Below are 14,706 nucleotides of genomic sequence, written 5' to 3'. Positions count from 1 at the left end.
CGGCGGACACCCCGCCCGCGACGGCGCCCGCTCCGGCCGCTCCGGCGCCGGCCTCCGGCAAGGCCGCACCGGCCGACGCGCTGGTGTCGTGACGCATGACGACGGCCCGATCTGCTAAGGTCCCGGGGATTCGAACCCCCGGGGACTCTTCGTGCACATGCTGGACCGCGATCGCCTCGTCGCCTGCCTGCCGAAATGCGAGCTGCACATCCACATCGAGGGCTCGCTCGAGCCCGAGATGGTCTTTGCGCTCGCGCGCCGGAACGCCATCCGGCTGCCCTGGGACTCGGTCGAGGCGCTGCGCCGCGCCTATGCGTTCGGCTCGCTGCAGGACTTTCTCGACGTCTACTATGTCGGCATGTCGGTGCTGGTCACCGAGCAGGATTTCTACGACCTCGCCTTCGCCTATCTGAAGCGGGCCCATGCCGACAATGTCGTGCATGTCGAGATGTTCTTCGATCCGCAGGGCCACACCAGCCGCGGCATCGCCTTCGACACCGTGGTGAACGGGCTTTCACGCGCCTGCACCGAGGCACGGGAGACGCTCGGCATCCGGGCGAGCCTGATCATGTGCTTCCTGCGCCATCTCGACGAGGACGACGCGCAGCGTACGCTCGACGCCGCCCTGGCGCATCGCGACCGCATCGTCGGCGTCGGGCTCGACTCCTCGGAGAAGGGGAACCCACCGGAGAAGTTTTCGCGCGTGTTCGCCCGTGCGCGTGACGCCGGCTTCGCGCTGTTCGCGCATGCCGGCGAGGAGGGACCGCCCGCCTATGTCTGGCAGGCGCTCGACGTGCTCGGCGTCGCCCGCGTCGACCACGGCAATCGGGCGCTCGAGGACGCCGTGCTGGTCTCGCGGCTCGCCCGCGACCGGGTGCCGCTGACCGTCTGCCCGCTCTCCAATCTCCGCCTGCGCGTCGTCGACGACCTGACGCACCATCCGCTGCGGCACATGATGGAGAAGGATCTGGTCGTCACGGTGAACTCCGACGACCCGGCCTATTTCGGCGGCTACGTGAACGACAATTTCACCGCCGTCGCCCGCGCCCTCGACCTCTCCGCGTCCGACATCGTCGCGCTCGCCCGGGCGAGCTTCACGGCCGCCATGATGACCGAGGCCGAGCGCACGGCCGCGCTCGCGCGCTTCGAGGCGGCCGTGCGGGAGACGGGGGTGCGTTAGGCGGGTTCGGATCGTGCCGTTCGTGTCCCGGGCGCGGCGCAACGCGCCGTGACCCGGGACCCAGGGCGATCAGGCGAGGCGCCTACCATCCCGCCCCTGGGCCCCGGCTCTGCGGCGCATCAGGCCTGCGGCCTGACGCGCCTTGTCCGGGGCACGCGGCCTCGCCGTTCTCACTTCTTCCCGAATGCATCCCGGAAGGAGTCGAACTTGCCGCCGGTCGGACGGGCCGCCTCGGCGTCCTTCTTTTGCGGCTCGCAGGGGACGATACCCTTGTCGACGATCTGTTGGGTGCGGTTGTCGACCGTGTATTCGCGGCAGTTCCCGAAATAGTCGGCCTTCACCATCATGCGGCCGTAGCGGCGGACCTCGGCCTCGGGCGGGCCGGAGGGGCCGAGCAGCCGCTCGGTGAGCGGGACATAGCCGAGCTGGCGGGCGCCGACCTCCCAGCCGACCAGGGTGACGACCACCATCCCCGCCGCATAGGCGGAGACGGCGAGAAGCCCGCGTCGGGCATGGTGGGTGCTGGTCATGGCCTCGTCCGCGACCCTAGGCCCGATCGGGTTAATCGGCATTTACGGCTTCGCCTTCATCTGTCGGGGTCGGTCGCTTTCCGCAGTGCGGCACGGACGCCGGCGCACCATCGGATTGATACGGGCGACGGCGCCCCGGCCAGGCGCGTCGCGCCACGCACGCGGCCGGCGCCGCGAAACGACTTGCGAACCAAAAAGCTGGTATAAGCGGACTGCGTCGCGCGGTTCGCCCGGTCGGGCGGCCCGTCGCCGGATGCGCCGGCCCGCGGGGGCCGGACCTCGTTCCTGGTGAAAGCCGCTCGATCCGGATCCGCGACACGCGATCCCGGTGTGGGCAAGGTCTGGAAGGACGCCGTGACTGCACTGGTTCGATCTGTCGTGACGGCCTCCGCCGTCGCCCTCCCCCTCGTGCTTTCGGCCTGCGGCGAGCAGAATCAATACGTCGCGCCGCCGCCCCCCAAGGTCTCGGTGGCCAAGCCCGTGCAGCAGCCGGTGACCCGCTTCCTGGAAGCGACCGGCTCGACGGCCGCCGTCAACTCGGCCGACCTGGTCGCCCGCGTGAACGGCTTCGTCCAGGGCATCAGCTACAACGACGGCGACTACGTGAAGCAGGGGACGCTCCTGTTCACCATCGAGCCCGAGCCCTACAAGGTGAAGGTCGAGCAGGCCAAGGCGGCCGAGCTCGGCGCCGAGGCGACGCTCAAGCAGCAGCAGATCGTCTACGACCGCCAGGTCGACCTCGTCGCCAAGCAGGCGAGCCCGCAGTCGCTGCTCGACCAGGCGACCGCCCAGCGCGACACCGCCCAGGCCAATCTCGACCAGTCCAAGGCCAACACGATGCTGGCCGTCATCAACGACGGCTACACCCGCGTCACCGCGCCGTTCGACGGCGTCGTCACGGCCCGCCAGGTGTCGCTCGGCCAGTATGTCGGCGCCAACGGCCAGCCGACCACGCTCGCCACCATCGTGCAGCTCGAGCCGATCTGGGTGAACTTCACCATCAGCGAGACCGACGTGCAGCGCATCCGCGACGAGATGGCGCGCCGCGGCCTCACCCGCGACGACATGAGGAAGGTGCCGATCGAGATCGCCACCCAGACCGAGACCGGCTACCCGCATGTCGGCACGCTCGACTACGTGGCGCCGAACGTGACCACCTCCACGGGCACGCTGCAGGCCCGCGCCGTGCTGGCCAACAAGGATCGCAGCCTCCTGCCCGGCTACTTCGTGCGGGTGCGGATCCCGATCGAGCGCATCCCGTCCGGCCTCCTGGTGCCGGACACGGCGATCGGCAGCGACCAGGGCGGCCGCTACGTGCTGGTGGTCGCCGCCGACGGCACGGTCGAGCAGCGCAAGGTCGTGGTCGGCCCGCAGATCGGCGAGCTGCGCGTCGTCGAGTCCGGCCTGACGGCGGACGACCGCATCGTCGTCGCCGGATCGCTGCGCGCCGTGCCGGGCCAGAAGGTCGACCCGCAGCTCACGACGATCTCGGCGCCGCCGCCGGTCGCGCTCCCGGACGCCCCGCCGGCGCCGCCGCCGCTGCCCAACACGCTGCCGGCCGCGCCCGCCGTGACGGCGCCGAAGCTGCCGGCCGCACCGGACGTGCAGCCGCAGCCGGTGCCGGGCGGCCTGCCCCGCCCCAAGACCATGCAGTGACGCGGGCAAGCCACGCATGATCTCGAAATTCTTCATCGAGCGGCCGGTTCTCGCGAACGTCCTGGCCATCCTGATGATCGTGATCGGCGCCGTCGCGCTCTTGCGGCTGCCGGTCTCGCAATATCCCGACGTGGTGCCGCCCACCGTCTCGGTGACGACCAGCTATCCGGGCGCCAGCGCCCGCACCGTGATCGACACCGTGGCCCTGCCGATCGAGCAGCAGGTCAACGGCGTGCAGGGCATGATCTACATGCAGTCCTACGCGGGGTCGGACGGCAGCTACAGCCTGATCGTGACCTTCGAGATCGGCACCGATCTCGACATGGCGCAGGTGCTGGTCCAGAACCGCGTGGCCACCGCTCTGTCGCAGTTGCCGACCTCGGTGCAGGTTCAGGGCGTCACCGTCCAGAAGAAGATGACGTCGATCCTCCAGATCGTCACGCTCACTTCGCCCGACAATCGCTACGACAGCCTCTATCTCGCCAACTACGCGACCATCCGGCTGCACGACGAGATCTCGCGCCTGCCCGGCGTCGGCAACGTCAACGTGTTCGGCGCCGGCCAGTATTCGATGCGGGTGTGGCTCGATCCCAACCGCATGCAGGCGCGCTCGCTCACCACCCAGGACGTGGTGCAGGCGTTGCAGGGGCAGAACCAGCAGGTGACGGCCGGCCAGATCGGCATGCCGCCGGCCCCGAAGGCGCAGAACTTCCAGTACACGCTCGACGTGCTCGGCCGCCTCGACGATCCCGACCAGTTCGCCGCCATCATCGTCAAGACCGGCGACAACGGCAACGTGACGCGGGTGCGCGACATCGGCCGGGTCGAGCTCGGCGCCCAGACCTACAGCCAGATCTTCACCCAGGACGGCCAGCCCTCCGCCGGCATCGCGATCTACCAGTCGCCGGGCGCCAACGCGCTCGACGTCGCGAGCCGCGTCGACGCCAAGATGAAGGCGCTCGCCAAGGACTTCCCACCCGGGCTGGTCTACGGCATCCCGTTCGACACCACCCTGTTCGTCACCGCCTCGATCAACGAGGTCTACAAGACGCTCTACGAGGCGGCCATCCTGGTGCTGATCGTGATCCTGCTCTTCCTGCAGGACTGGCGCGCCATGCTGGTGCCGGCGACGACCGTGCCGGTGACGATCATCGGCGCCTTCGCCGGCATGGCGGCGCTCGGCTTCACCGTGAACCTCTCGACCCTGTTCGCCATCGTGCTGGCGATCGGCATCGTGGTCGACGACGCCATCGTCGTGGTGGAAGGCGCCGCCCACAACATCGAGAAGGGCATGAGCGGCCACGACGCCGCGATCAGCGCCATGCGGATCCTGCTCGGACCGATCATCGGCATCACGCTGGTGCTGATGGCCGTGTTCCTGCCGGCAGCCTTCCTGCCCGGCCTGACGGGGCGCATGTACGCGCAGTTCGCCCTCGTCATCGCCGCGACGGCGCTCCTGTCCGCCATCAACGCCCTGACCCTGAAGCCGACGCAGGCCGCGACCTGGCTGCGCGCCCCGGTGCCGCCGGAGGAGCGCAACGCCTTCTTCCGCGGCTTCAACGCCGTCTACGGCAAGGCCGAGCATCTCTACACCGCCCTGATCAGCCGCATGGTGGCGAAGGCCGCCGCCATGGCGATCCTGGCGCTGGTCATCATCGGCGGCGCCTTCTACGGCTTCACCCGCGTGGCCACCGGCTTCCTGCCGATCGAGGACCAGGGCTATCTGGTGGCGAGCGTCCAGCTCCCCGACGGCGCCTCGCTGACCCGCACGCAAGGCGTGCTCGACCAGGTCAGCGCGATCGCCGGCAAGACGCCGGGCGTCCGCCAGGTGATCACGATCGCCGGCGTGTCGGTGCTCGACAACTCCGCCTCGCTCGCAAATGCCGGCGTCGCCTACATCATGCTCGACGACTGGGACAAGCGCGGCAAGGCCGAGGGCCTGCGCCCGCTGCTGATCGGGCTCAACACGACGCTCGGCGAGATTCAGGAGGCAAAGATCCTCGTCGTGCCGCCGCCGCCCATCCAGGGCGTCGGCAACGCCGGCGGCGTCACCATGCAGATCGAGCTGCGCGACGGCAGCTTCGACCTGCCCAAGCTGCAGGGCATGGTGGACTCGTTTGTCGCCAACGCCTCGACCCAGTCGCAGATCCAGCGGGTGATCTCGACCTTCCGGTCGAGCGCGCCGCAGTACCGGGTCGAGGTCGACCGGGTGAAGACCGAGACCCTGCAGGTGTCGCTCGACCAGGTGTTCCAGACGCTCGCCGGCTATCTCGGCTCCACCTACGTCGACCAGTTCAACAAGTTCGGTCGCGTCTTCCAGGTCTACGTTCAAGCCGACTCCGACTTCCGCCAGCGGCTCGACGACGTGCGCAACCTGACGGTCCGCAACGTGAAGGGCGACATGATCCCGCTCGGCACGCTGATGACCATCACGCCGACCGTCGGGGCGCCGCTGATCAGCCTGTACAACCTCTATCCGTCCGCCACCATCGTGGCGCTGCCGGCGGCCGGCGTGTCGACCGGCCAGACCATGCAGCTGATGGAGCAGGTCGCGGCCCGCACGCTGCCGCCCGGCGCCGGCATCGAATGGACGGCGATGTCGTACCAGGAGAAGATCGTCGGCAACCAGATGTTCGTCGTCTTCGCGCTGTCGATCCTCTTGGTCTATCTGGTGCTGGCCGGCCAGTACGAGAGCTGGTGGGCGCCGATCTCGGTGGTGCTCGCCGTGCCGCTGTCGCTGCTCGGCCCGGTCTCGGTGCTCAACGCGCTCAAGGTCGACAACAACCTCTACGTCCAGATCGGCCTCGTGCTCCTGATCGCGCTCTCCGCCAAGAACGCCATCCTGATCGTCGAGTTCGCCCGCGAGACGCGGGCGGCCGGCAAGAGCATCGTCGAGTCGGCCATCGAAGGCGCGCGCGAACGATTCCGGCCGATCCTGATGACGTCCTTCGCCTTCATCCTCGGCGTCGCGCCGCTGGTGGTGGCGACCGGCGCCGGCGCCTCGGCGCGGGCCTCGATCGGCATCACGGTGTTCTCCGGCATGATCGCCTCGACCTGCCTGGCCGTGCTATTCGTGCCGTCCTTCTTCGTGCTGATGCAGCGCTTCGAGGAGCACCTCGCGGGCCGCAAGGCCGCGAAGGCGGGAGCGAAGAAAGGCGGCGAGGCGACGGCAACGCCGGCGGAGTGAGAGCGCGCAAGAGGGGATGCGCCCGGGGTCGTGGCTCACCCCCTCCCCACCCCTCCCCCGCAAGCGGGGGAGGGAGCAGGCCGCCGCGAGCCGAATGCCGCGAAGCAAGCGGTCGCGGGCTTGGCCGAGCCCGGATCAGCCCCGGACAATATGATGATGCGAGAGCCGACATCGAGATAGGCTGCGGCCCTTCCGTTCCCTCCCCCGCCTGCGGGGGAGGGTCAGGGAGGGGGCAGCCCAGTACGCGACGCCGACGCGTCACTCTCCGGTGATCAAGCGGCCGCGAACCCTCACCCCGGCAGCCCCGAGGCCGCCGCAGCCGCGTCGCCCTGGGCGGCGGTGCCGGGGCCGGCGGCGATGAACTGATCGCGGGCCAGCTCGGCGAAGCGGCCGCCCTTCGCCATCAGCTCGTCGAAGGTGCCCTGCTCGATCACCCGCCCGTGCTCGAACATGAGGATGCGGTCGGCGCGCCGCACCGTCGCGAGCCGGTGGGCGATCACGAAGGTGGTGCGCCCCTTCATCACCTCGTCGAGCGCCGCCATCAGGCGGGTCTCGGTGCGCGCGTCGAGCGCCGAGGTCGGCTCGTCGAGAATCAGGATCGGCGGCTCCTTCAGGAGCGCCCGGGCGATGGAGAGCCGCTGGCGCTCGCCGCCCGAGAGGCTGCGCCCGCGCTCGCCGACGCGCGCGTCGAAACCCTCCGGCGTGCGGGCGATGAACTCCATCGCCTGCGCCCGCTCGGCGGCGAGCCTCAGCTCGGCCTCGGTCGCGTCCGGCTTGCCGATGCGCAGGTTCTCGGCGATCGAACGGTTGAACATCAGGCCTTCCTGGAAGACGACGCCGATGTTCCGCCGCAGGCCCGCGAGCTTCATCGTCTTGATGTCGACGCCGTCGATGCGGATCGTGCCCGACTGCGGGTCGAAGGCGCGGTGCAGCAGCGCCAGCGCCGTCGTCTTGCCGGCGCCCGTGGTGCCGACGAACGCGATGGTCTCGCCCGGCTTCGCCGTCACGGTGAGATCGGCGACGGCCGGACGCTTGCCGTCGTAGGAGAACGATACGTCGTCGAACTCGACGAGGCCTTCGAGGCGGCCCGGATCGACGGCGCCGGCGCGATCGCGGATCGCCGGCTCGGCGTCGAACACCTCGAAGAACTCGGCCAGCCGCGGCGCCTCGGCGAAGACGCGGTTGACGAACCACACGGCGTCCTGCAGCCGCGCGATCAGCATCGTGGCGAAGCCCATGAAGGTGACGATCTCGCCGACCGAGGCGAGGCCGTGGATGTTGAGCCAGGTGCCGAGCAGCACGATCGCCAGCATGGTGAGCGTCGTCGACGCCCGCGTCAGCACCGCCACCACGGCCCACCAGGACAGCACCGGGATCTGCGCCGCGAGCAGCCGGTCGATGACGGTCTTCAGGCCCGTCACCTCGGCGTCGACGCGGGCGAAGGAATGCACCAGCGCGACATTGCCGAGCGTGTCGGAGGCGCGCTCGGCAAGCTCCGAATAGTTGCTCTCGACGAGGCGCTGCAGCGTCTCGGTCTTGCGCATCACGAAGGCGGTGAGCACGGCGAAGACGACGCACAGCACGACGAGCAGCAGGGCCAGCCGCCAGTTGAGGACGAGGGCGAGCGGCAGCAGCACGAAGAACGACACGAAAGCCGCGAGATTGTCGCGGAAGAAGGCGAGCCACAGGCCCCACAGCGCGTCGGTGCCCTGCAGCATGACCTTCATCAGCCGGCCCGAATGGGTCGAGCCGTGGAAGGCGAGCGGCTGCTCCAGCACGCGCTCGAAATAGTCGGCCAGCACGGCCTGGCGCTGCTGATGGGCGAGCCGGTCGGCATAGAGGGCCGTCAGCGTGCCACAAACGATGCTGAACAAGCCGAAGGCGGCCCACGCCGCCAGCAGCCCGGTCAGGGTCGACCACGAGAAGCCGGCGCCGGGCGCCGCGGCTTTCGACAGCGTGTCGACGACGCGGCCGAACAGCACCGGCTCGGCGAACTGGGCGGCGGCGAGCGCCAGATTGGCGAGCGCCAGCGTCCAGGCGAGGCGCTTCACCGGCGCGAGCAGCGCCAGCGCACGCAGATAGAGGCGGAACACGCTCATGCGAACCTATCGGGGAATCGGGCGACGGTGGCCCGTTATAGCAGGTCCATTCGGGCCGGAGCGTGGAGGGCGACGGCGAATAATCCGCTCGTCCCCGCGAAGGCGGGGACCCAGGGGCGGCACGGCGCGGCGCCCTGGATGCCCGCCTTCGCGGGCATGAGCGGAGCATGGGAAAAGTCACCCGCCGCGCGACCCTCGCCGCAGCGCAAGATGGCATCACTGCGCTGCACAGTCGTTGGGCAAATTCGCGAGCTGCCTTCGCAAACGGCGAAATCAGCATGACCGAGATTGGCATTCCCGCTCGCGTCGGCACGTTCGTAGCATGTGATCACGTCGGCCGGACCGCACGGCCCAAGGACAAAGGCGCAACGCGTGGACGCTCTCGGCTATCGCAAGAAGATCGGCATCGTCGTGCCCTCGACCAACACGGTGGTCGGTCCCGAATGCGAGGCGCTGCGGCCGCGCGGCGTCACCAACCACGTCGGCCGCCTCACCCTGGAGAACAAGCCGATCGAGGCGAGCGACGCCGGCTTCCTGGCGCATGTCCAGCGCATGCGCGACGGCATCTTCCCGGCGATCGACCAGGTGATGACCTGCGCCCCCGACCACGTGATCATGGCGGTGGCGATCGAGGCTTTTACCGGCGGTGTCGCGGGTGCGGCGGCCTTGCAGAACGAGCTCGCCAAGCGCGCCGGCGTCGGCGTGTCGATGGGCTCGACCGCGGCGACGGCGGCGCTGACGGCCTTCGGGGCGAAGCGCATCGCCGTGCTCACCCCGCACCAGCCGAAGGGCGACGAGACGGTCGCGGCCTATCTGACCGAGGCCGGCTTCGACGTAAAGCGCATCGTCGGCCTGCGCTGCGCCTCGCCCTTCGCCATCGCCCAGGTCCAGCCGGCCACGCTGCGCACCATGCTGCGCGAGATCGACGGCGACGACATCGACGCCATCCTGCAGGTCGGCACGAACCTTGCGAACGGCGCCGTCGCGGCCGAGGCGGAACGCTGGCTCGGCAAGCCGGTGCTGGCCATGAACGTCGTCACCTACTGGGACGCGCTCCGCCGCAGCGGCATCGACGACCGGCTCTACGGCTTCGGCCGGGTGCTGGAAGAGTTCTGAGGGGCTGCGGATGATGCAGGATCGCGTCGTCGTCGTCGGAGCGGGGCCGACCGGGCTGACGGCGGCGCTGTTCCTGGCGCGCGCCGGCGTGCCCGTGACGGTGCTGGAGGCGCGCAGCGAGATCTACGAGGATCCGCGCGCCGCGACCTTCCATCCGCCGACGCTCGAAATGTATGCCGACACCGGCGTCACGGCGGAGCTGCACGCCCGCGGCATTCTCTGCCCGCAATGGCAGTTCCGCGGCCGCGACGAGGGGCTGGTCGCCGAGTTCGACCTCGGCCTGCTGGCCGACGTAACGCCCTACCCGTACCGGCTGCAGTGCGAGCAGCACAAGCTGGTCGCGATCCTGACCGACCGGCTCGCCGCCTTCCGCAACGTCGACATCCGCTACGGCGTGCCGGCCGCGACCGTGTCCCAGGACTCGGCGGGTGCCGCCGTCATCCTGGAGAGCGGCGAGGCGGTGCGCGGCGCCTATGTGATCGGCGCCGACGGCGGCCGCAGCGTGGTGCGCAAGTCGCAGGAGATCGATTTCGAGGGCTTCACCTATCAGGAGCGGTTTCTCGTCGTCACCACGACGTTCGACTTCGCCCGGCGCGGCTTCGCCTATTCCTGCTACGTGTCGGACCCGCGCGAGTGGTGCGCCCTGTTCAAGGTGCCGGGCGGCGGTCCACCCGGCCTGTGGCGCGTCGTCTTCCCGACGCCGCCGGAGGCGGCGGCCGAGGATCTCTTGGATCACGTCGGTGCAGAGGCCCGGGTGCGCGGCTTCCTGCTCACGGACGAGCCCATAGAAATCGTCCACACCAATCTCTACACGGTCCATCAGCGGGTCGCGGCGACCTACCGGCGCGGCCGCGTGCTGCTCGCCGGCGACGCCGCCCACGTCAACAATCCGCTCGGCGGCATGGGCATGAACTTCGGCATCCACGACGCCGTCAGCCTCGCCGGCACGCTCGTGCGCGTGCTCGGCGGCGCGCCCGACGACCTGCTCGATCGCTACGACCGGCAGCGCCGTCACGTCGCCAACGCGTTCCTGCAGGCGATGACCATCCAGAACAAGCGCGTGCTCGAGGAGAAGGACCCCGCGGTGCGCGAGGCCCGCCTGAGCGAGCTGCGCGACACCGCCGCGGACCCCGCCAAGGCCCGCCCGTTTCTCATGCGAACGGCGATGATCGAGGGGCTGCGGGCCGCAGCCGCCGTCGACTGAACGCCGTCGCGCCCCAAGGGACGACACCCCCTTCGAGGAGGACTTCCACGAGGATCGATCGCAACTGACGGGACCGGGACCCGCCGCGCGCGAGAGCACTATGTCGGAGCGGAGCGAGACATGACGACACGACGTGCGCTGCTGAAGTCGCTGGCGGCCGGAGCCATGGTGGCCGGGGCCGGAGGATTGCCCTTCGCGGCCAGGGCGAGCGGCTGGCCGGACCGGCCGGTCCGCATCCTGGTGCCGTTCGCGGCCGGCGGAAACACTGACGGCATCGCCCGTCTGCTCGCCGCCCATCTGAGCGATCGGCTCGGCCAGCAGTTCGTGGTCGAGAACCGCACCGGCGCCGGCGGCACCATCGCGGCGGAGTCGACGGCGCGCTCGCCCGCCGACGGCTACACCCTGATGGTCGCGGCCGTCGCCCAGATGGCCGTGTTCCCGGCGATCAAGAAGACCAACTACGACCCGCTGACCGACTTCGCGCCGATCAGCAACGTCGCCAACAACCCGTTCTGCCTGGTCGTCCACCCGTCCTTCCCGGCCAGGACGCTGCCCGAACTCGTCGCCTACGTGAAGGAGCGCCCCGGCAAGGTGGTCTACGCCTCCGGCGGCAACGGCAGCATCAGCCATCTCACCATGGCGCTGTTCGTCAAGCGGGCCGGCCTCGAGATGATGCACACGCCCTATCGGGGCGGCGCGCCGGCCGTCGCCGACGTGATCGCCGGCCATGTGCCGATGTATTTCGGCAATCTCTCGGAGGCGCTGCCGCATGCCGGCGGGGCGCTGCGGCCGATCGCCGTGTCGGGCGCGACCCGGGCCGCCAAGCTGCCGACCGTCCCGACCGTCGCCGAGCAGGGCTATCCGGGCTTCAAGACCGACACCTGGAACGGCCTGATCGCGCCGGCCGGCACGCCGAAGGAGATCGTCGACCTGCTCGCCCGCGAGGTGAAGGCGGCCCTGAAGGAGAAGAAGACGCTGGAGCAGCTCGACAGCTTCGGGGTCGACCCGATCGGATCCACGCCGGACGAGTTCAAGGCGACCATCGCGGCCGACCTCGCGCTATGGCGCGAGGCCGTCAAGGACGCCAACGTGTCGCTGTAGGCGACCGCGCGCCGACCCGCGGCCGCGTCGCTCCGCGCGGCCGTCGGGGCCTTCGAAAGCGCAACCGAAACGAGGGTTTCCGAGGCCCGGCGGGCGTGCTTTGAATACGCCGCCATGTCGACACCCGGCGAGCCCGACACCACAACCGAGCCGACCAGCACCGCGGCGCGCGTCGCGGCCGGGGTGCGGCTGGTGCCGGCCGGGCTCGTGGCGCTCGCCGTCTATGTCGCACTCGAATGGCTCGGCTTCATCCACGAGGTGAAGGGCCTGCCGGCCACACCCTGGAACCCCGGCCTCGGCGTGGTGTTCGCGCTCGTCGCCCTGGACGGGCCACTCGCCGCCGCGGTGCTGTTCGCCGGCATCGTGCTGGCCGAGATCCTGGTCGTCGACACGGTGCTGTCGTGGCCGCTGGTGCTCGCCGTCGCGGCGATCGAGACCGGCTGCTACGCGGCCGCCGGTCTGCTGGCGCTGCGCGCCTTCCGCATCGACCCGCGGCTCGGCCACCTGCGCGACGTGCTCCTGCTGCTCGCCGCCGGGCTCGCCGGCGCCTGCGTGGTCGCACTGCTGCTCACCGTGCTGCTGATCGTCTTCGGCGATCTCGGGCTGCGCGACGTGCTCGCCGCCACGGTGCCGCTGCTGGTCGGCGACGTCATCGGCATCGCCGTGATCACGCCGTTGGTGCTGCGGCTCGCCGCCGCCTGGCGGGCCGGCGAGCTGACATTCGCCCCGGCGCTCGCGCTCGAAGGCATGTCGACCGCCGCCGTGATCGGCGCCTGCCTGTGGCTGGTCACGGCGAGCCCGGGGCCGGAGGGCTTCAAGTATTTTCATCTGCTCGCCCTGCCAGTGGTGACGGCGGCGGTGCGGCACGGGCTCGACGGCGCCTGCCTGGCGCTCGCCGGCGTGCAGCTCGGCCTGGTCGCCCTCCTGCATCTGCACGGCCACGACATCCGCGTCTTCACCGAGTATCAGGCCCTGATGCTGGTGCTCACCGCGACGGGCCTCGTGGTCGGCGTGGTGGTGAGCGAGCGGCGCGCCGCCGAGCGCCTCGCCCGCGCCGCCGAGCGCCGCGCCAAGACGCGCGAGGCCGAGGCCGCGCAGGCCGGGCGCTTCCACTTGGTCTCCAGCATGGCCTCGGCGCTCGCCCACGAGATCACCCAGCCGATGACGGCGGCGCGCGCGCTCGCCCGCGCCGCCCAGCACATCCTGCAGACGCCGGGCGGCGACCACGCCCGCGCCGAGGCGAATCTCGCCACCGTGATCGCCCAGATCGACCATGCCGGCGCCGTCATCCGCCGCACCCGCGACCTCCTGCGCCGCGGTGCGCCGGTGCGCGATCCGATCGCGATCGCCCCGCTGATCGACGACGTCCTGGCCATCGCGGCCGCCGATCCGCACGCCCATGGCGTGGCGTTCGTCACCGAGGCTCCGGCCGGCCTGCCCGTCGTGACGGGCGACCGCATCCAGCTCCAGCAGGCGCTGCTCAACCTCGTGCGCAACGCCGTCGAGGCGATCACCGCGGCCCGCGTGCCGAACGGCCGGGTGTCGATCGCCGCGGCGTGCCCCGCCGCGGCGTCCGGCGTTGCGCCACCCGAAGGCGCGCTGCCGGGCGTCGAGATCACGGTGTCCGACAACGGCCCCGGCGTCTCCGACGATGTCGTCGAGACGCTATTCGAGCCGCTCGTCACCACCAAGCCGGAAGGCCTCGGTCTCGGGCTCGCCATGTGCGCGGCGATCGTCGAGCAGCACGGCGGCCGTATCGCGCTCGTCTCGGGCGCCCCCGGCGCGACCACGTTCCGCGTCACCTTGCCGATCGAAGGATCCGCGTCCCGCCCATGATTCGAACATGACCCGCACCGCCACCATCTTCGTGATCGACGACCAGGAGTCCGTACGCCACTCGCTCGGCGAGATGCTCGGCGTGTTCGGCTTCGCGGTCGAGACCTTCGCGTCCGCCGACGATTTCCTGGCGACGCTCGAGCCCGGCCGCATCGGCGTCATCGTCGCCGACGTCAAGATGCCCGGCACCGACGGCATCGCACTGGTGCGCGAGCTCGCGCGGCGCGCGATCCGTCTGCCGGTCGTGCTGATCTCGGGCCACGCCGACGTCGCCATGGCGGTCGCCGCCATCAAGGCGGGCGCCGACGACTTCATCGAGAAGCCGATCGACGACACCGCGCTCGTCGCCGCCATCAATCGCGCGCTCGCCCGCACCTTCGAGGAGTTCGCGGCGCAGCGGGCGAAGGAGTCGCTCGCCGTCCGGTTCGGCCGGCTGACCCCGCGCCAGGTCGAGATCTTCGATCTCGTGGTCGAGGGCTACACCAGCCACGCCATCGCGGCGAAGCTCGCCATCAGCACCCGCACGGTCGAGAGCTACCGGGCCGAGATCATGGACAAGATGGAGGCCGAGAGCGTCGCCGTGCTGGTCCGCCAGGCGATCCGGCTGGGGCGCCTCGCGCCGTGAGCTGTCGCAGGCCTTGGTCGTCCCGGGGCGCGGCGAAGCCGCGAGCCCGGGACCCATATGTGGACGGCCCCCGTGCAGCAAGAGATTTTCAGAACGGATCGGATCGCTTGCGTCCATATGTTCGGCCTGTCGGTGCGGCCACTCGCGGCCGCTGGCCAAGATGGTTTCCGCG

The 14,706-nt window shown here is 70.4% G+C and carries 10 protein-coding genes; 8 read left to right on the top strand and 2 right to left on the bottom strand.

Features of this window, described 5'->3' with window-relative positions; genetic code table 11:
* Nucleotides 1-157: 157 nt before the first annotated feature.
* Complete coding sequence (locus CCR97_RS29995; protein ID WP_201160189.1) at nucleotides 158-1,180, top strand: adenosine deaminase; 1,023 nt, start codon at nucleotides 158-160, stop codon at nucleotides 1,178-1,180.
* 170 nt (nucleotides 1,181-1,350) lie between these two features.
* Here the strand turns inward: CCR97_RS29995 and CCR97_RS29990 are convergent, their stop codons facing one another.
* Nucleotides 1,351-1,710, bottom strand: a complete 360-nt coding sequence (locus tag CCR97_RS29990; protein ID WP_111359531.1) for a hypothetical protein — start codon at nucleotides 1,708-1,710, stop codon at nucleotides 1,351-1,353.
* 378 nt (nucleotides 1,711-2,088) lie between these two features.
* Between CCR97_RS29990 and CCR97_RS29985 the strand changes: the two genes are divergently transcribed.
* Together CCR97_RS29985 and CCR97_RS29980 are read left to right on the top strand one after the other, a co-directional pair.
* Nucleotides 2,089-3,366, top strand: coding sequence for an efflux RND transporter periplasmic adaptor subunit (locus tag CCR97_RS29985; RefSeq protein ID WP_245429139.1), 1,278 nt, complete (start codon nucleotides 2,089-2,091; stop codon nucleotides 3,364-3,366).
* A gap of 16 nt (nucleotides 3,367-3,382) precedes the next feature.
* The gene (locus tag CCR97_RS29980; RefSeq protein ID WP_201160188.1) at nucleotides 3,383-6,553 is read left to right on the top strand and encodes an efflux RND transporter permease subunit; all 3,171 of its coding nucleotides are present in this window, start codon (nucleotides 3,383-3,385) and stop codon (nucleotides 6,551-6,553) included.
* Between the two features lie 290 nt (nucleotides 6,554-6,843).
* Here CCR97_RS29980 and CCR97_RS29975 read toward each other — a convergent pair whose 3' ends face one another.
* On the bottom strand, nucleotides 6,844-8,652 hold the full coding sequence (locus CCR97_RS29975; protein ID WP_111358661.1) for a glucan ABC transporter ATP-binding protein/ permease: 1,809 nt from the start codon (nucleotides 8,650-8,652) through the stop codon (nucleotides 6,844-6,846).
* Between the two features lie 372 nt (nucleotides 8,653-9,024).
* Here CCR97_RS29975 and CCR97_RS29970 point away from each other — a divergent pair, with 372 nt between their 5' ends.
* The 5 genes from CCR97_RS29970 (at nucleotide 9,025) to CCR97_RS29950 (ending at nucleotide 14,534) form a co-directional block, all read left to right on the top strand.
* Nucleotides 9,025-9,768: a maleate cis-trans isomerase family protein gene (locus CCR97_RS29970; protein ID WP_201160187.1), complete on the top strand. Its 744-nt coding sequence runs from the start codon at nucleotides 9,025-9,027 to the stop codon at nucleotides 9,766-9,768.
* A gap of 10 nt (nucleotides 9,769-9,778) precedes the next feature.
* Nucleotides 9,779-10,972, top strand: coding sequence for an FAD-dependent oxidoreductase (locus CCR97_RS29965; protein ID WP_111358659.1), 1,194 nt, complete (start codon nucleotides 9,779-9,781; stop codon nucleotides 10,970-10,972).
* A 120-nt stretch (nucleotides 10,973-11,092) separates the two neighbouring features.
* Nucleotides 11,093-12,073: a Bug family tripartite tricarboxylate transporter substrate binding protein gene (locus CCR97_RS29960; protein ID WP_111358658.1), complete on the top strand. Its 981-nt coding sequence runs from the start codon at nucleotides 11,093-11,095 to the stop codon at nucleotides 12,071-12,073.
* Between the two features lie 114 nt (nucleotides 12,074-12,187).
* Nucleotides 12,188-13,909 (top strand): ATP-binding protein, encoded by a 1,722-nt coding sequence (locus tag CCR97_RS29955; protein ID WP_111358657.1) that lies wholly within the window; start codon nucleotides 12,188-12,190, stop codon nucleotides 13,907-13,909.
* Nucleotides 13,910-13,916: 7 nt separating this feature from the next.
* Nucleotides 13,917-14,534: a response regulator transcription factor gene (locus CCR97_RS29950; RefSeq protein ID WP_111358656.1), complete on the top strand. Its 618-nt coding sequence runs from the start codon at nucleotides 13,917-13,919 to the stop codon at nucleotides 14,532-14,534.
* The last annotated feature ends 172 nt before the right edge of the window (nucleotides 14,535-14,706 follow it).

The organism is Rhodoplanes elegans (assembly GCF_016653355.1).
Lineage (GTDB): Bacteria > Pseudomonadota > Alphaproteobacteria > Rhizobiales > Xanthobacteraceae > Rhodoplanes > Rhodoplanes elegans.
The sequence above is the reverse complement of the archived record's forward strand: the minus strand, read 5'-3'. Positions and strand labels throughout refer to the sequence as shown.